We start from the raw sequence: 18,683 nt of genomic DNA on the forward strand, positions 1-18,683 counted from the left end.
AGTTGAAAACAATAAATAAAATTTCATTTAACGATATACAAAGCATTCCTCAATTGGTAAAAGATTTTTTGAACCAAAAAATTGAGGGCTTTGAAAACAACACCTTTTCTTTAGATCACTTTAAAGATCAGATCCATCTCAAACAAAATGCTTTTACATCAGATCAGAGACAGATCTTATCTGATGTATTGGAAAAGCAGCTTTCAGGTCTTATGCTTTCATCAAAGCAGAAAGAAAATCTGGAAAACCTGAAGCGGCCGAATACATTTACCATTACCACCGGACATCAGCTGAATCTTTTCTCAGGTCCTGTTTTCTTTGTCTACAAAATTTTACAGACCATTAAAACCTGCACGTATCTGAAGGAGAATTTTCCGGATTTTAATTTTGTTCCCGTGTACTGGATGGCTTCAGAGGATCATGATTTTGCAGAGATCAATCATTTTAAGACTGAAAATAATTATTATGAGATCAATGAAAAGTCAGGGGGTCCTGTAGGCAGAATCGAGGTCAGTGATACTTTCTTTATTTCAGAATTTGAAAAAGAATTTAAAGATTCCGTATTCGGGACAGAACTGATTCTGATGATGAAAGAAGCCTATAAAGTAGGAAATACGCTGACGAAAGCTATTAAAATCTTAGTGAACCGCCTTTTCTCTGAATTCGGGCTATTGATCATGGATGGTGATTCCAAAGAGCTTAAAGAACAGGTCAGAGAGATCTTCAAAGACGAATTGTTGAATTTCAGTTTACAGAAGAACTCAAAAGAAAAAGTAGATTTTCTGACGGAGAAATATGGAAAAGTCCAGGTGAATCCGCGGGAGATCAATCTTTTCTATCTTTCCGAAACCAGAGACAGGATAGACTTTGATGGTGAAAAATATAATGTAGTAGATACCCATAAGAGATTTACCAAGGAAGAACTCCTTCAGGAGCTGGAAAATTATCCCGAAAGATTCAGTCCCAATGCCTTAATGCGTCCCGTTTATCAGGAAAAAGTACTTCCTAATTTGGCGTACATTGGAGGGAACGCGGAAATTATGTATTGGCTGGAACTCAAAGATTATTTTACAGCAGTCCAGATCCCTTTTCCTGTTTTGATCCCAAGGAATTCTATGCTTTTCATTAAAGAAAAAACTGTTGGGAAAATTGAAAAGCTTGATTTGAATATAGAAGACTTCTTTGGAAGCTTCACGGCCATTACCAACCAGAAAATTTTAAAAGACAGCAGCGTATTATCATTGCTTGAAGAAAAAGAAATACTTTTGGAGAAAAGCTTCTCTGAACTGAAAGCTATAGCAGAAACCACAGAACGTTCTTTCGGGAATATGGTAAAAGCAGAAGAAGTAAGACAGCTGAAATCATTCACGAGAATGAAAAAACGTTTGCTTCATGCAGAAAAAATAAAACAGAGCGAGCTGCTCGAAAGGTTGGAAAATCTGTTTTTAGATGTCCATCCTTCAAAAACCTGGCAGGAACGGGTGTATAACTTTAGTGTGTTCTTTTCAGACTATGGTTATTCATGGCTTGAAAATTGTTGGGAAGAAATGGTGGTTCAAGAATCCAAATTAATAATTGTTGCCATTTAATTTTAAAGAAGTATTTTTGTAAATTATAATTATCGAGTATGATAAAGAGGTTTTTTATTTTGTCCAGTTTATGTATGGTTTTGGGGGTATCTGCCCAAAACTCACACACCGTTGTAAAAGGAGATAATCCTTACAATATTGCAAAAAAATACGGGATAACTGTAGATGAATTGTTAAAGCTGAATCCAAAATTCAAAGACGGTAAGCTGGCAATAGGAGATGTTGTAACGGTGAAAGCTGAGAAACATACCGCTCCGGTTTCCAAACCTGCAGTTGCTGAAAAAGCAAAATCAAATGCTCAGGTCGGAAAAATTATTCTTCAGCCTAAACAGACCGTTTACGGAATTACAAAACAATACCGTATTTCTGAAGCAGATCTCAGAAAACTGAACCCTGAACTTGATTCCCATATGAAAATAGGGGATGAAATCACTTTGCCGCTGGACAGCATTAAAAAATATGGGGGCGAGCAGCAGACGACTCCTGTAGTAGCTGTAACTCCTAAGCAGGTGGAAACTCATGTTGAAACATCGGTGCCGGTAACAGCAGAAGGAGAATCTTATGTGATCCAGGCAAAAGATAATTATTACAGAATTACAAAACAATTTGGAATCAGCCAGCAGGAGCTTTATGCCTTAAATCCAGGACTGGAAGAAAAAGGGCTGAAGCCAGGTGAAACCATCAAAATAAAAAAAATAAAAACGGATGCCGCTTCAGTTTCTGAGCCGGTGAATCCGAAAACAAAAATAGATTTAGGAAGCGAAAAATCTGCCGCTGCTGCAAATACTGGTATATCAGCTGATGATTACGTAACCTATACCGTTCAGCAGGGAGACACAGTCTTCTCCATTGTTAATAAATTCGGAGTTTCAATCGATGAATTAATCGCTTTGAATCCCGATCTTTCAAACGGACTGAAAACCGGAATGGTCCTGAAGATCAAAAAGCAGGATCCGGCTTATGTGAAGAAAAATGGTGATGCACTGAGCGTTGTTTTAATGCTTCCTTTCGGATACAGTACCAACGAAACTCAGTACAGAGGAATGGCATTAGACTTCCTTACCGGAGCTAAGCTTGCTATCGAAAGAAACGCGAGAGGCGGACAGAAGCTTGATGTCAAAATTGTAGATTCTGGAAACGAAGCTTCATTTAAAAATTCAATGGCTCAGATCAATCCGGATAATACAGATTTAATCATTGGCCCATTCTTCAAATCAAACGTAATTGACGTTCTTGATTTTACAAAAAATCAGAAAATCCCTGTGGTAGCTCCATTTGCGAACTCTCCGGAACTGTACAATTACAGCAACCTGATCATTGTTGAAACCAATGACCAGACCTACGCAGATAAAATCGTAGAAGAAGTAAGAGCGGTATACTCAGATCAGAAAATATATGTAGTAGCAGACAGCAAAAAAGATATTGCCAACTATATTAAAGGAGGTCTGGAAAAAGCAGTTAAAAATCCAAATATAATCATCGTAAACTCACCTGCTGAAATACAACTGGACAAGAATATGATGACAGGACAATCTGCTCCTGTTATTGCTATATTAGCCAGTGATAATGATGCTGCCGGAGAAGCATTTGCGAATAAAATCATCGCTCTGTCGAAAGAAGTGCAGGGGGTTAAAGGTTTCAGCATGTACTATTCTCCTGTTTTTGAGAAAAAAGTAGATGACCTGAGCCAGGCGAGCCTTGTATACCTTATGGACAGAAAGATCAATGCAGATGGAAATTTTGAAAAAGAGATCCTAGCGGCCTATAAAAGTAAATACTGCAAGACCCCTCCAAAATATGCGATCGTTGGTTTTGACGTTGTTAATGACATGCTGACGAGAGAAAATAAAAAAGGAGAGATCTTTAAGCAGATGAATAAAGTTCAGACTCAGCTTGCTACAAAATTTGAGTTTGTAAAATCTAAAGCAAACGGAGCGTATGTAAACACAGGATATCGCGTGATTAGATTAGTTCCTTAACCGATTTATGCCTTTTTAAAGGAATATTTTTAACATTATCTTTATATTTGCATAATATTTAATTCATTACATGAAAGCACTTGTATTTCCTGGGCAGGGTTCTCAGTTCGTAGGAATGGGAAAAGAATTGTACGATTCTAGAAAAGACATTAAGGACTTAATGGAATTTGCCAATGAAATTTTAGGTTTCGATATTCTTACGTTGATGTTCAACGGTACAGATGAAGACCTTAAGAAAACAGAGGTTACCCAGCCTTCCATCTTTATACATTCAGTAGCAGCCCTAAAAGCAATTAACGGTCTTGGAGCAGAAATGGTTGCAGGACATTCTTTAGGTGAATTTTCAGCTTTAGTTGCCAATGGCGTTTTATCTTTTGACGACGGTCTGAAATTAGTTTCTGAAAGAGCAAAAGCAATGCAGGAAGCCTGCGATGCCAATCCAAGCTCTATGGCCGCAATTTTAGGTCTTGAAGACGCTAAAGTTGAAGAGATCTGTACACAGATCAGCGGTATTGTAGTGCCAGCTAACTACAACTGTCCCGGTCAATTGGTTATTTCAGGGGAAACTTCTGCAGTAGAAGAAGCTTGTATAAAACTTAAAGAGGCAGGTGCTAAAAGAGCGTTATTACTTCCGGTAAACGGAGCGTTCCATTCACCATTGATGCAGCCGGCACAAGAGAGATTGGCAGCAGCCATCGAAAAAACAAAATTCAGAAAAGCAACGATTCCTGTATACCAGAATATCACCACTACAGCAGTGACCAATCCTGAAGAGATCAAACAAAATCTGATCGCTCAGCTTACAGGTCCTGTAAAGTGGACGCAGTCTGTTCAGAACATGATCAAAGACGGAGCATCCAACTTTGTAGAAGTAGGTCCTGGAAAAACGCTTCAGGGACTGATCAAGAAAATTGACGGTTCGGTAGATGTGGCTTCAGCAATCTAATTAAAAAAATATGAGCGGAATATTTTCACCGGGAAAGCTTATGCTGACTTCAGAATATTTCGCGATAGACGGAGCTCTTGTCCTGGCGGTACCTACCAAGCTTGGACAAGAGTTTTTCTTTGAAGAAAATGATGATGAAAAATCCCTGATCTTTTGGAAAGCTTATCATCAGAACAAACTTTGGCTCGAGGCTGTCATTGACTATCAAAACTGGCAGGTCTTAGAGACCAATATCCCTTCAGGCGCTGAATTTATTCTTAAAACCTTAAAAAATGTTCAGCAGCTTTCTCAAATTAAATTCAAAAATAATTTTACCTACCATCTGAAGACCAACCTTCAGTTTCCTTCTGATTACGGACTCGGAAGCAGTTCTACCTTAATGAACAATCTTGCGGAGTGGGCAGCTGTCGATCCTTTTCACCTCAACAGCATCAGTTTGGGGGGGAGTGGCTATGATATCGCCGTTGCCAAAGAGAAATCTGCGATTCTTTTTCGAAGCAAACCAGAGATCAGCTATGAAAAGGCAGATTTCAATCCTGTGTTCAAAAATGAGCTTATATTTATTCATTTAAATCAGAAGCAGGACAGCAGGGAAGGAATCAATTTTTACAAGTCGAAACCGAAGTCCCAAATACTCGTTGACGAATTTTCGGATATCACAAAGAAAGTTTTGTTATGCAGCGAATTGGAAAATTTTTCTGAACTGATGATGATTCATGAGCAGAAAATTTCAAAATTTCTTGAAATTCCCACAGTTAAAGAGAAGTTTTTCACAGACTGTCCTGTTTTTGTCAAAAGTTTGGGAGCCTGGGGCGGAGATTTTGTGATGAGTGCTAAATTTGATGGCTATAAGGACTATTTTTGGGGAAAAGGTTTTAATACCGTTTTTCAATGGTCTGATATAATTAATTTATAATCAATAATTTACAATCCTTTTTTTTTATTTGTCATTCTGACTTATATCATTATATTTAAACCACCTTTAACAAATAATTAATATTAATTTTGTTGAACCCAATAAAGAAATAGAAAATATAAGTAAAATGAAACACGCTAAAATCATCCAGGATTTAGAAAAGTTAGGGATTAAAGGAAATTACAAACTCGTCTATAACCCGTCTTACGAAGAGTTATACCAGGCTGAAGTATCTCCTGGAAATCAAGGCTTTGAGGAAGCTGAACTTACAGAATCTGGTGCCGTATCAGTAAAAACTGGAGTTTTCACAGGTCGTTCACCTAAAGACAGATATATAGTTCAGGATGATGTTACAAGAGATACAATTTTCTGGGATGGAAAAGTAAATCTTCCTACCACAGCAGAAACGTTTGATGCTTGTAAAGGATTAGTGCTGAACCAGCTTTCTGAAGCTAAGAAAATTTATGTAGTGGATGCTTTTTGTGGCACCAATACAGATACAAGGCTAAAAGTAAGGTTCATCGTTGAAGTAGCGTGGCAGGCGCATTTCGTTACCAATATGTTTATCCGTCCATCTCACTATGAGCTTGAAAACTTTGGTGAGCCGGATTTCACAGTGATCAATGGTTCTAAAACAACAAACCCGAACTGGGAAGCTCAGGAATTGAATTCTGAGAACTTCATTATGTTCAATCTTACCCAGAAAATACAGATCATCGGAGGTACCTGGTACGGAGGTGAAATGAAAAAAGGGATGTTTGCGATGATGAACTACTATCTTCCATTGAAAGGAATGGCTTCTATGCACTGCTCTGCAAACGTTGGTGAAGATGGGGATGTAGCTCTTTTCTTCGGTCTTTCAGGAACAGGAAAAACAACTTTGTCTGCAGATCCTAAAAGATTCCTGATTGGTGACGATGAGCACGGTTGGGATAACAATGGTGTATTCAACTATGAAGGTGGATGTTATGCCAAGGTAATCGACCTTTCTGGAGAAAAAGAACCGGATATTTTCAGAGCGATCAAAAGAGATGCGCTTCTTGAAAATGTAGTAGTGAACAACGGAATTGCTGACTATACTGACGGATCTATCACTGAAAATACAAGAGTATCTTACCCAATTTACCATATCAATAAGATCGTTCTTCCTTCTAAGGCGGGACATGCTAAGAAGATCGTTTATCTTTCTGCTGATGCATTCGGAGTATTGCCTCCGGTTTCTATCTTAGATGAAAACCAGGCACAATACCACTTCCTTTGTGGATATACGTCTAAATTAGCTGGTACAGAAAGAGGAATCACTGAACCGGAACCATCTTTCTCTCCTGCTTTCGGAGAAGCGTTCCTTACGCTTCACCCTACCATGTATTCTAAAACATTGATCGGGAAAATGAAAGAGCACGGAGCTAAGGCTTATTTGGTGAATACAGGATGGAACGGAACAGGAAAAAGAATTTCTTTGAAAGATACAAGAGCTATTATTGATTCCATTATTGATGGTTCTATCGAAAATGCTCCTAAAACTCAGGTTCCAATCATGAATCTTGAAATTCCTACACAGCTTCCGAATGTTTCTGAAGGCATCCTAGATCCTAGAGAAACATACAGCAACGCTGCAGAATGGGAAGAAAAAGCAAAAGATCTTGCTGCAAGATATATCAAAAACTTTGAACAGTACTGTGATACTGAAGAGGGGAAGAAATTAATTTCTTCAGGACCTCAACTTCAGCAACAGACTATCTAACATAACAAAAGCCTCATCAACGATGAGGCTTTTTTATTTTTTATACTTTCAGATGATCTCATTACATAAGATCTTTGTCAATTGTTGGGATCTGTGGGAAATAAAATCAAGCTTTTAAACTTAATAAAGCCAGTCTGTATCCATCCATTCCAAAGCCGGATAATACAGCATCTGTGCTAGCTGCAGTGACAGACTTCTGGCGAAATTCTTCCCTTTTATAAATATTACTGATGTGAACTTCAATCTTTGGTTTACGGATGTTTTTTAAACAATCTGCGATAGCATAGGAATAATGGGTGTATGCTCCGGGATTAATGATCAGAGCTTCAAAATTATCTTCCTGAAGCCTGTTGATGATTTCCCCTTCAATATTAGACTGATAATAGCTGATCTCATCCTCTGAGAATTCAGCTTCCAGCTTGTCCAAATAATCAGCCATAGAAACTGTACCGTATACTTCCGGTTCTCTTGTACCCAGTAAATTAAGATTTGGACCGTTAATGATAAGGATTCTCATGTGAAAAATTTATTCAAAGATAAATAATTTCTATAGATCCTGCCTATGATTACCCCTCAGATATATGAGCAATAGTTATTTCTTACATGCTTCCACAAGCATTGATCTGTTTTCACCCTCTTTAATGTATTATTCTTTTCTAAAATTTAGAACATAAAAGGTATGATAATCTGGTGAGGAGCTCGTGCAGAAACTTTGTTAAGATCCTTATTGTTGTATAGGTTTCTACTCTTTTCATATTTAAAAATTATTTCTAATTCCGAAAAGTGAGTTATTTAAGTGTTTTACGGAAAATCATTGTTTTAAAATATTGGTTGTCAGATTAATGTAAAACTTAAGCCATTTTCTTGTTTTTCATTTGTTCTGTTCTTTTTTGATTGAGCAGCAGGTGTAATTTTGCAAAATGTTTGTTCCGGATCCTAAAAAATGTCAAGTAATCTTGTTGTTTCCATTAAAGAAATTTTTATGGGGAGCAATGGTTATGGTGTTTTCATTTTTACAGGCTGGAAAAGAAAATGACTCAATCGACAACCATGGTTTTGAAAAACAAACAAAAAATGCTGAAGTATATATTCTTGATGAAACCATTATTTCAGGAGTCGAAGCACTGTCTAATTCGCAAATTAAAATTATAAAAAAAGACACTGCATCTTATAAACGTGTCGTTCAGCAGTCTTCACAAAAACAGAAAATAGTAAAAAAAGAAACTGGTTTAAAGGAGCGGGCAAATTGTAAAAAGGTCCGGGAAAACAAGATAGAAATATCAATCAAAGATCATGGGGAAAAATATCAGTCCTTGCTTCTTAGTGAACTTCAGGCTACAAAAGCAAACGGGCAGTATAAATATGATTATCCTTTTCTTATCCTATCTGTTTTTTTAGAATTCTCTCCGGAAAAAATAAAGATTAATTCTTTCAGTAATGCCAAACGAACATTTATATCAGGCCGGTATTGCTGTATCAGGCCTCCGCCTGTATCTGTTGCTTAAAATCAGAACCACATAAAAAACACTTGGATAAAAACTACACCAATCATGATACCGGGTAAAAGTTTTTCCAAAAAGGCTTTTACCATTTTTAAAACTAAAAAAACAATACAAAAAATGAAAAAAATAATATTATTTCTAGCCACGATTGCTTCAGGACTCATATACTCCCAAGTTGGAATTAATACTGCTAATCCGCGTGGTATTTTCCATGTGGATGGTCAAAAAGACAATCCTGCAACGGGAGTTCCAACTGCCATACAGGGAACAAATGATTTTACAGTAATCTCCGATGGTAGTGTAGGAATTGGTACTACGATACCTAATGCATCTGCAATTCTAGACGTCAATGTAGACGGACTTGCTATTGGCAGTAAAAAAGGACTTCTGGGCCCGAAAGTAGGATTGACTTCTCAGACTGATCAGGCTACAATTCCTTCACCGGTGGCGGGTCTGCTTGTGTATAATCTGGGAACTGCAGGACTTAGTTATGTGGGTTATGTATTCTGGAACGGTACGGAGTGGAGAACATTTAGTAATGGTTCTCTTGCGCCCGGAACCTTAGGAACTATTACCTGTAACGGAGTAACGCTTTCTCCGGGGACGTATACCGCAGGTACTCCATATACCGGAACCATGAGTGTGCCTTACACAGGAGGAAATGGAGGTGTTTATGCTGCGCAGGCTATCGGCCCTGTCAACGGACTTACCGCAACGCTGGCTGCCGGAAATTTTAATGTCGGATCAGGGATTCTTACGTATACAGTGTCTGGAATGCCCACCGCTTCAAGTCCTACACTTACTACTTTCCCATTAAGTATTGGAGGGCAGACCTGTAGTGCTACAGTAGGAGCCGGAGCTGTTATTGCCCCAGGAGAATTAGTATATTACCATTCTTCAATTCCACGTAAGACCACATCATTTCTTTTGAGTCAGTTTCTTAACGATCTTCCGATCATTAATAATACGTTCAGAGTTGATGCTTTCATCACTTCACCTAATGCATTTGATGCAAATGGGGCCAGTACCAATTTTGATCCGCGTCTTTATAATATTACGGCTGCCAATGCAAAAGTATGGGTTTCAGAAGTATCTACCCACACAGGAGATTCTCATGGGGCCAATTTATTAGTCTTCCCCAATAATTACGCACAATTTGATGACGGAGTGTATCTTACCTATGGCAGAAACGAGACCGTTACTTTTGACATTACTACTGCAGATAACAAATGGTATAGAGTCTATTATGCATTGCGTGTAGATAATAAATCTTTTACAAGTGCAGGTAATGGTAATACGACTACGGATTCCAGTACTTCAGATAATACATTGGAGGTTTTCGTATCGATTCAGAGATTATATTAATTGAAATGATTCATTGAATATTTGGAAAGGGGAGCTGTAGCAAGTTCTTCTTTCCCATTTTCAATAGATTAAAAGTAAGGTCATATTGTAAAAAATACAGGAAGGAGAATCTGATGAAATTTAATTTTAAAAATATTCATATTGGAGAATGCATAAGAAAAAGAGTTGAGGAAATGGAAATTTCAATGATCCGTATCTGCAGTTTTCATAAAGCTACTGAGGAAGAAATTAATACAATGTATGCCCGGAAAGATATGGATACAGAAGTTCTTCTCAGGTGATGTAAACTCCTCGAATACGATTTTTTCAGAATTTATTGTCAGCATCTTATATTGTTTGCTCCTGAAAACCACTCCCATCATATAGCATCAAACACCGGAACCTTTCCTCCTAAGTTTAGGAAAAATGTATATACCAGACAGGTTGTAGATTTTATTTTAGAATTAATTAATACAGGGCAGAAAACAAAATTTCAGATTATTGAAGAGTATAGAATTCCCAAAACCACCCTGTATAAGTGGATGAGTAAGTATAATGAGATGGAATGAAGAAGAAATATGAATTTGATTATTTATTAAATCAAGATAAAGAACAGGTTGTAAAGCTGGTGGGAGAGGAGTTTAACTTCTACCCATCTTTGGAAACGGGAAGCTTCTGGAGGAAAACGGTCATGTTTATATTTTTCGACAATGAGATAGTTTTTAAAACAGAAATAAAAATAATGTATGAAAAGCTCAGGTCCAAATTATAAAAAAATATACTCCGACCTTATTTTTAAAAAGCATCCTGAAAAATATCAATCCTGTAGTTCCATTTTACAGAAAGAAGTTTTATCCACATTGGATGTCATTAAACTGAATCAAATAATTTTCACTTCTGAAAATCTGGAGACGTCATTATTTAATCAAAAAATGAGGTCTTATGATAGGGTTACGATCATAGAGATTTTAGAATATCAAAAGAAAAACAAGCTTAGTAATACAAAGGTGGCTGAGGAGTTTAAATTAAGCAGAAATTCAATAGCGAAATGGAAAAAAATAGAGATAAAGTAGTGGTAATAAGATAAGCTTTGGCTGAAAATTATAAAAAATAATCAGAGTAATCTGAAAAATGACGTCATTGACGTCATTTTTTTATTGTCAAATCTCATGGTATAGCTTCTCCATTGTGTTTACTGATATTTATCATGTGTAAGGAAATCGATAATGGTTTTAAGCCTCTATTTTTGTGGTTTTTACAATATATTTAAGTTAATTTTTGAAAAACTATCATAAAAAAAATTAAAGTCTACTTGTTTTGTAGACTAATTGTTTTTAGCTTTGCACCCATATTTCGATCGGCTTATAAAGAAAGATGGAGGGAACTGGCCCTATGAAGTCTTGACAACCTGCCCCTGTGCAAGGTGTTACATTCAGCCTTTAAAGGAAAAATAAGCATTTGGTTAATCGTAGTTATCGATGCCCTTTGCTGAATTTTCTGCAAAGGGTTAATTTTTAATATATGATAAATAAAATTGATTATGATTAGTAAAGGTTTAATTAATTCTAAAATTTGGCTTCCACCAGTCGCTGTATTTTTCCTGGGGATGATCAGTGTGCACGCACAGGAAGTCAAGCCCAAAAAAGATACGATCAAAGAAAAAGAAATCGATGAAGTAGTAGTGATAGCTTATGGTAAAGCGAAAAGAACAAGCTACACAGGTTCAATAGCCACCATCTCCAGCGATAAGATCAATAACAGACCTGTTACCAATATAACGAAAGCACTTGAAGGGCAGGTTGCAGGGGTTCAGGCTGTGAGTGCTTCCGGACAACCGGGATCTACGGCTTCCATCAGGATAAGAGGTGTAGGTTCCATAAGCGCTTCAAGTGATCCTCTTTACGTAGTAGACGGAATTCCTTTTGACGGAAACATCAATTCCATCAGTCCTAATGATATAGAATCCATCAGTGTTTTGAAAGATGCTACGGCAAGTTCATTATACGGTTCAAGAGGAGCCAACGGAATCATCATTATTACAACGAAATCCGGCAAAAAAGGAGAATCAAGAGTTAATTTTAATATCAGCCAGGGATTTTCCAGCAGAGCGGTAAAAGATTATAAGCAAGTCAGTACAGATCAGTATTTTCAGCTGTATTGGGAAGCATTGAGGAATGGTTACAAATCTCCTCAGATATCTTCTCAGCAGGCAGGGCAGATGGCAAGTGACAACCTGGTTAATGCCCTTGGAATCAACCCTTACGGGGCTGCTTATCCAAAACCTGTAGGAGCGGACGGAAAACTTCTTCCCGGCGCAAAACCTTTATGGAATGATGACTGGCGAGATATTCTTCAAAGAACGGCCTCAAGAAGTCAGGTAGATTTTGATATCAGCGGAGGCAGTGAGAAAAGCAATTATTTCTTTTCATTGGGCTATTTAGATGATAAGGGGATTGCCATCGAGTCAGGTTTTCAAAAATTTGGAACCAGATTGAAGATCAATTCAGAAGTTAAAAAATGGCTGAACGCTGGTGTGAATTTAAGCTACACCAACAGTATTCAGAACGCACCGCCATCTTCAGATTCCAGACAGGATAATATCATTCAGGCAGCAAGAGTAGTTCCTTCATTCTATCCGTATTATGAAAGAAATGATGACGGAAGCTACAGACTGAATGCAGAAGGGAACAGGATCTATGATTTTGGAAAGTACAGGCCTACCAGTGCATTGCAAAATCAGAATGCAGCTGCAACGTTGCCTTTGGATAAAAATGAAAATAAAGAAGATAATTTCTCAGGAAAAGGATTTTTAGAATTTACCTTCCTGCCCGAACTGAAATTCAAGACCAGCTTTTCTGTCGATTTAGTGAACTACAACGGACATTATTACTCGAATCCGCTTATTGGCGAAGGAAGTGAAATCGGGGGTTCTGTAACGAGATCAAACAGCAGAACACTTTCTTATACGACCAGTAATATTCTGACGTATGACAAGAAATTCGGGAAGCATCATATCAATATTTTAGGAGGTCAGGAATTTTATAAATATGATTATCAGACGATTTCAGGTTCCAGAAGCCAGTTTTCCCTGCCTTATTATTATGAGCCTGATGCAGCGGCCTTATTGGGGAGTTTCAGTGGGAACAGTGATCAATTTTCCCTGTTGAGCTTCCTGGGAAGAGCAGAATATGATTTTAATAATACCTACTTTTTATCAGTTTCAGGAAGGGCAGACGGTTCTTCGAGGTTCTTTGCCGATAACAGATGGGGGAAATTCTGGTCTGTGGGAGGTTCATGGAAAGTCTCAAATGAAGATTTTATCAAGGATTTAAATATCTTCAATCAGTTGACGCTTCGTGCAAGTTATGGTGGTCAGGGGAATGATAAATTACGGAGACCTAACGGATCTTCGCTTTATTACGCTTATCAGGAACTGTACAAATTTTATAATAACCTGGGTGAACCGGGAACTGTTCTTGAAAAAATACAGACCAATGATGTTAAATGGGAAACCAATCTTAATTTAAATGTAGGTTTAGAGTTTGCCATTCTGAATAACAGAGTGAAAGGGAATATCGAGTATTTTAAAAGAAAAAGTCAGGATCTTTTGTTTAATATGCCGGTGGCTCCATCTTTAGGAATCAGTGATTTTCCTTTTAATGTTGGGACAATACAGAATACAGGTTTTGAGTTTTCACTGTTCACAACACCCATCAAAAATGATAAATTCCAATGGAATGTAGATTTGAACCTGAGCACATTAAACAATAAAATTACAAAGCTACCAAAAGGTGCCGTTATAACCGGAACCAAGCGTTTGGATGTGGGAGGTTCTATTTATGATTTTTATCTTCAGGAATGGAAAGGGGTAGATCCTTCCAACGGAAAACCTTTATGGAGATACATTTATCAGGATGCCAATGGAAATACAGTAGACGGAACCACTTCCGAATATGCAAAGGCTACAAGAACTTACCAGGGATCCGCCTTGCCTAAGGTGACTGGAGGGGTTACGACAAGTATTGCTTACAAAAACTTTGATGTATCAGGGTTGCTGACATTCAGCATCGGAGGAAAAATCCTCGATACGGATTATACGTCCTTGATGTCTAACGGAAGTTCCGGCGGACGTGCCTGGAGTGCAGAAATGCTGAACAGATGGACTCCGGAAAACCCAAACACGGATGTTCCTGCACTGAGTACAACAACGAACAACTGGAATTCTTCTTCTTCACGATTTTTATATTCCGGAACCTATGCACGACTTAAAAATGTGAGCCTGGGTTATACGCTTCCTTCAGATTATTTTGAAAAACTGGGCCTGAAAAAGTTTAGAATCTATGTTCAGGCAGAAAATCTTCTGACGTTCTATAAACATAAAGGAATGGATCCTGAACAGGCACTGGATGGAACTACGTATTACAGATATCCAGCGATGAGAACGATAACTTTCGGTCTTCAGGCGACTCTTTAAACCTTTAAAATTTGAAACAATGAAAAAATTAAAATATATATCTTTTGCTCTGGTTGCTCTCTGGTCGCTAACAAGTTGTGAAAATGAGCTGGAAACGGCTCCTACAGATCAGGCTAATGGCGAAGAGGTTTTTAAAACAGCAGAAAGTGCAGAAACGGTAATCAATGGCGCATGGGCAAAATTTAATGATGATGGACCCACCTATGCAAATATCGGGTACTCAACAGTTTTGAGAACGAGTGATGCGATGGGAAGTGATGCTGCTATTCTTACTAATAAATATGGATTCCCATCTGCCTACGCTTTTACGGAAATGATTAACAATACGCTTTCGCGTCCACAGTTTATATGGTCTACATTATATTCCACCATTAATAACATGAATAATGTGATTGCCCGTATTGACCAGACAGAAGGAAGCCATGCAAAAAAAGATCAGGTAAAAGGACAGGCTAAAGCATTGCGTGCTTTCTGTTATCTGAACCTGGCCAGCTTTTACCAGTTCAGTTATCTGAAAGACAAAACGGCACTTACAGCTCCGATTTATACGGAACCTTCAACGATAAGTTCTGTTCCAAAGAAAAAAGCAAGTCTTGAAGAAATTTATACACTGATTAAAAGTGATTTGACGGAAGCGGATAACCTTTTGACTAATTATACAAGAAATAATAAGGACAAGATCAACAAAGCGGTAGTCAACGGACTTTTAGCAAGAACTTACCTGAATACCGGAGAATGGAGCAAAGCTTCAGCGGCGGCAAAGCTAGCCAGAGCAGGCTATCCGCTGATGACTCCTGAAAAATATAAAGAAGGATTCAATGACATCAGCAATGGAGAATGGATCTGGGGACATGGGCAGACTCAAGAACAGTCTGGAGCGAGCTATGCCTTCCATTATCTTGATGTATCTTCTTCAGGAAGTTATTATTACAGTTTTATGGCAGATCCGTTTTTCAAAGATCTGTTTGACACGAATGATATCAGATATCAGCTGTTTCAATGGGATGGTCTGCCGGGTAGGGAAGGTCTGTTAAGGTATTCCAAGTTTAAATTTAAAACTGGTCTTATCGCAGATATTGTATTGATGAGGGCCGCAGAAATGTACCTGATCGAAGCGGAGGCAGAAGCCAGAATTGGAAATATTACAAACGCAGTGACAGTTTTAAACCAATTGAAAACGGCCAGAAATGCCAATCCTTACACAGGTTCTCTTGCTCAGAATGATGTAGTAAAAGAAATACTGATCGAAAGAAGAAAAGAGCTTTTCGGAGAAGGATTCTCCCTTTCAGACATTATTAGAACGCAGGGAGCAGTAGTAAGAAAACCATTTGTTGATGCCAACGGACAGCCTATAAAAGTACAGATTACCACTCCTGACGGAACCATAAAAACAGTGAACGGAAGAGGGCATTCGGTCTTTAATTTTCCTGATCAAACTGCTTTTGCACCGAACAGTAGATATTATCTGTTCAATATTCCTCAGAAGGAGATTGATAATAATCCGAATTTGTAATTTTATTTAGATTTGATTTTTTTGGGCCATCGTGTTTGCGATGGCTTTTTTTGTGGGAGTGGGAATATTTTGAGATAGATTTATTATAAAATAAAACTCCCCCAAAAAAATCTGGGGGAGTGCAGTTATTTAATTGCCATAATAATAGGTTTCATTTTTATTAGGATTCAAAAATTAAGTTCTTTATCTCTAGTTCACATAATCTTTTTAATTCAGATACAGTTAGAATTGTTTTTTTATGCCTGTGCCAGAAAAGTAGGACTTGCCATTTATTCCTCCGGAAATGGAGCTATTCATACGACCAATGGTGTCTGCTCCCGTTAGTTAAAATCACTATGACAAACATTCCTTCGATGAGTCCTCATATAGCAGCTTCTGTTGTGGCTCCTATGAGCAAACTTTAGACAACTACGCCAGGACCATATTTCATTTAAAGATTTAAGAATAAACATTCCTACAACTATCATTATCCCTAAAAACAGCTCTATAACATATAATATCAGCATCAAATAAAGGGGCTAAGTATTCTCCACTCGGATCTACTATTCATTACATATATATTCAAATTCTATTTATTGATATATAATGAATCATTTAAATATATATTCTTTTTGTACAGAATATACTTTAATTTATTATAATTAATCAATGAATCTATAGTTTTTACGTCTTCTTTTACATAATGAACAATTCTTATTTTTGTGAATTTATCGCTAAAAATTTCATTACGATTATGCGTATTATACATATAGTTATTAAAAGCTAAGAACAGTTCTCTTTTAGAATTTTTTGGAATAAAAAATAATGAATTTGCATATTCTTCATAATTTTTTAATATTGCCATTTTAAAGGCTTCATGAGAAAATCCTTTGTATAGATTTTTTTCAGTAAATTCTTGTAACATAAAATCCTTCCTATCATCGAAAGTTATAAAATCTGAAGTTATAATCTGTGAAGGAATTGACTGTAACATTTTTTTATCATTATCTAAATAAAAATTTGGACCGATAGGAATCAAATAATTTTTTTTATCGTTGTTCTTAATAATTATTTTGACCAGCAAACAATGACTATTAAGTTGTTGCTTTTTTTCCATATAAATTTCTACACCTTCTTTTTCTTTTTTATTACAAGACAGAACAAAAAAGAAAAATAACATTACTAAAATGATTTTTCTCATAATTTTCTATTTTACTAATTTTTTAATCGCTTCATATACATGATTATATTGTTTATTTGGGGCAAAATGATCATTCCAATATGTACCCAATGAATCATGCATTATTCCAGATAGACCTTTTGAACCGTATTTATTTATAAAATCTCTTTCTATCCCCCATATTGCACCATGTTCAATACTGACATCTGTCTTAAGTCCATTATGTAGTAACATTTCTGGCTCATAAACTTCTTTACCATTTTTTTGAACTTTAACTTGTAGAAAGGATCGTAAAGATGGATTTATAAAAATTGTAGAATGGGCTAATTCATGTGTCATAACATATTCTAATCTTAACTTTGAAGCAAAGGCTGTTTTTGCCAAATTTATGGATGTGGTATTATTCCAATTATTAAATCTCGTATATCCACCTGCTCTAACTTTATCGACAGTATCATAGTACCAGTCACCGTCTCTAATATACCTCTTAGTTGGATTATCAGCATAAAAGTTACGTGCTCCTGTACCATCTTCGTTCCAACCTTTGTCATAGAAAGTTTTCCACATAGTACGGGGTGATGCATCTACTGGAGAAGAATTATCTGATTCTAAGAATTTAAGATCCTCTTCTGTAATATTATGATAACTATAATGAGGTGTTGTTAACATCATTAATACTTTACTAATACCGTAGCCTAATCCTGCCATTGCACCACCCATTAAGGCTCCTCTATATAGTCCCGTAAAGAAATTCTGTTTGCTAAACAAGGCATCTATTCCTCCTGCAATAGCTCCATTCATACTACCAACTATGACGGCTCCATTAAAGCCACTGGCTGACATTCCTCCGGTGAGTCCTCCTGTAGCAGCTCCAGTGACGGCTCCTAATAATAAACTTTTGGCAAAACCACCCCAAGACCATGTCCCGTTAACTAAAGATTTTAATATATACATTCTTGTGGCTACCCTTGTTATTGCAACAGCTCCCGCAATCTATGATGCTCCCGGTACACCAAATAAAGGTATAAGACATTCTACATTAGAAGCTGGTTATTTTTTTATATATTTCCAATATAATGCTTTTTTATATTCTTCCTTTTTTTGCATTATTTGTAAAAAAAAACTATTAAAAGCTATCAAAGCTTGTCTATCATCTTCGTTACTTGCACAGTCTTGCTTATCATGTTTGTAAGTTATAGAAATACTACTAAATAATTGATTATCATCAACTATAATGCATAAAATTTTATTATTAATTTTTAAATCAATATATTTTTCTTTTAATTTTACCTTTTCCTCATCAGTTAACTTTACATTAAAATTAATATTTCTTTGAACACCTTTTGTACCACAATAGACAAATGAATATTCTCCTGTTAAACTATTATAATGTTCTTTTAGATCAATATTGTTGTTACTATAAAGTAGATTCTCATATAAAAAATCTTTATCACAGTAATTTTGACTTAAAATTACACTATAAAAAAATGTGAATGTTAAAATTAAAATTTTCATAT

The 18,683-nt window shown here is 36.6% G+C and carries 15 protein-coding genes and 1 riboswitch; of the genes, 11 read left to right on the forward strand and 4 right to left on the reverse strand.

Annotation, left to right across the window (positions count from 1 at the left end; translation table 11 throughout):
* The first annotated feature begins 2 nt into the window (after positions 1-2).
* The 5 genes from bshC (at position 3) to pckA (ending at position 7,174) form a co-directional block, all read left to right on the forward strand.
* On the forward strand, positions 3-1,589 hold the full coding sequence (gene bshC / locus HHL23_RS06300; RefSeq protein ID WP_169233963.1) for a bacillithiol biosynthesis cysteine-adding enzyme BshC: 1,587 nt from the start codon (positions 3-5) through the stop codon (positions 1,587-1,589).
* Positions 1,590-1,627: 38 nt separating this feature from the next.
* Complete coding sequence (locus HHL23_RS06305) at positions 1,628-3,568, forward strand: amino acid ABC transporter substrate-binding protein (protein ID WP_169233964.1); 1,941 nt, start codon at positions 1,628-1,630, stop codon at positions 3,566-3,568.
* A 70-nt stretch (positions 3,569-3,638) separates the two neighbouring features.
* Positions 3,639-4,514 (forward strand): ACP S-malonyltransferase, encoded by an 876-nt coding sequence (fabD, locus tag HHL23_RS06310; protein WP_169233965.1) that lies wholly within the window; start codon positions 3,639-3,641, stop codon positions 4,512-4,514.
* Between the two features lie 10 nt (positions 4,515-4,524).
* Complete coding sequence (locus HHL23_RS06315) at positions 4,525-5,430, forward strand: GYDIA family GHMP kinase (protein WP_169233966.1); 906 nt, start codon at positions 4,525-4,527, stop codon at positions 5,428-5,430.
* A 127-nt stretch (positions 5,431-5,557) separates the two neighbouring features.
* A complete protein-coding gene (gene pckA, locus HHL23_RS06320) occupies positions 5,558-7,174 on the forward strand; it encodes a phosphoenolpyruvate carboxykinase (ATP) (RefSeq protein WP_169233967.1) in 1,617 nt (538 codons plus the stop codon).
* A 106-nt stretch (positions 7,175-7,280) separates the two neighbouring features.
* Here pckA and HHL23_RS06325 read toward each other — a convergent pair whose 3' ends face one another.
* Positions 7,281-7,691 (reverse strand): type II 3-dehydroquinate dehydratase, encoded by a 411-nt coding sequence (locus HHL23_RS06325; protein WP_169233968.1) that lies wholly within the window; start codon positions 7,689-7,691, stop codon positions 7,281-7,283.
* A gap of 439 nt (positions 7,692-8,130) precedes the next feature.
* On the opposite strand from HHL23_RS06325, the gene HHL23_RS06330 reads away from it, so the two are divergent.
* The 6 genes from HHL23_RS06330 to HHL23_RS06355 all read left to right on the forward strand — a co-directional run bounded on the left by HHL23_RS06330 (position 8,131) and on the right by HHL23_RS06355 (position 16,007).
* A complete protein-coding gene (locus HHL23_RS06330; protein WP_169233969.1) occupies positions 8,131-8,679 on the forward strand; it encodes a hypothetical protein in 549 nt (182 codons plus the stop codon).
* 114 nt (positions 8,680-8,793) lie between these two features.
* Positions 8,794-10,041, forward strand: coding sequence for a hypothetical protein (locus tag HHL23_RS06335; protein WP_169233970.1), 1,248 nt, complete (start codon positions 8,794-8,796; stop codon positions 10,039-10,041).
* Positions 10,042-10,585: 544 nt separating this feature from the next.
* Positions 10,586-10,792 (forward strand): hypothetical protein, encoded by a 207-nt coding sequence (locus HHL23_RS06340; protein ID WP_169233971.1) that lies wholly within the window; start codon positions 10,586-10,588, stop codon positions 10,790-10,792.
* Positions 10,767-11,093, forward strand: coding sequence for a helix-turn-helix domain-containing protein (locus tag HHL23_RS06345; protein WP_169233972.1), 327 nt, complete (start codon positions 10,767-10,769; stop codon positions 11,091-11,093). The genes HHL23_RS06340 and HHL23_RS06345 overlap by 26 nt, the downstream gene beginning before the upstream one ends.
* A gap of 286 nt (positions 11,094-11,379) precedes the next feature.
* Positions 11,380-11,477, forward strand: a riboswitch (SAM riboswitch).
* An 83-nt stretch (positions 11,478-11,560) separates the two neighbouring features.
* Positions 11,561-14,494: a SusC/RagA family TonB-linked outer membrane protein gene (locus HHL23_RS06350; RefSeq protein WP_169233973.1), complete on the forward strand. Its 2,934-nt coding sequence runs from the start codon at positions 11,561-11,563 to the stop codon at positions 14,492-14,494.
* 19 nt (positions 14,495-14,513) lie between these two features.
* Positions 14,514-16,007, forward strand: a complete 1,494-nt coding sequence (locus tag HHL23_RS06355) for a RagB/SusD family nutrient uptake outer membrane protein (RefSeq protein ID WP_169233974.1) — start codon at positions 14,514-14,516, stop codon at positions 16,005-16,007.
* Between the two features lie 568 nt (positions 16,008-16,575).
* On the opposite strand, the gene HHL23_RS06360 is transcribed toward HHL23_RS06355, so the two are convergent.
* The 3 genes from HHL23_RS06360 to HHL23_RS06370 all read right to left on the reverse strand — a co-directional run bounded on the left by HHL23_RS06360 (position 16,576) and on the right by HHL23_RS06370 (position 18,681).
* Positions 16,576-17,187: a hypothetical protein gene (locus HHL23_RS06360; RefSeq protein WP_169233975.1), complete on the reverse strand. Its 612-nt coding sequence runs from the start codon at positions 17,185-17,187 to the stop codon at positions 16,576-16,578.
* 6 nt (positions 17,188-17,193) lie between these two features.
* Positions 17,194-18,120, reverse strand: coding sequence for a hypothetical protein (locus tag HHL23_RS06365; RefSeq protein ID WP_169233976.1), 927 nt, complete (start codon positions 18,118-18,120; stop codon positions 17,194-17,196).
* Between the two features lie 96 nt (positions 18,121-18,216).
* The gene (locus HHL23_RS06370; protein WP_169233977.1) at positions 18,217-18,681 is read right to left on the reverse strand and encodes a hypothetical protein; all 465 of its coding nucleotides are present in this window, start codon (positions 18,679-18,681) and stop codon (positions 18,217-18,219) included.
* Positions 18,682-18,683 lie beyond the last annotated feature (2 nt).

The sequence above is a fragment of the Chryseobacterium antibioticum genome (assembly GCF_012927325.1).
GTDB classification, from domain to species: Bacteria; Bacteroidota; Bacteroidia; order Flavobacteriales; family Weeksellaceae; genus Chryseobacterium; species Chryseobacterium antibioticum.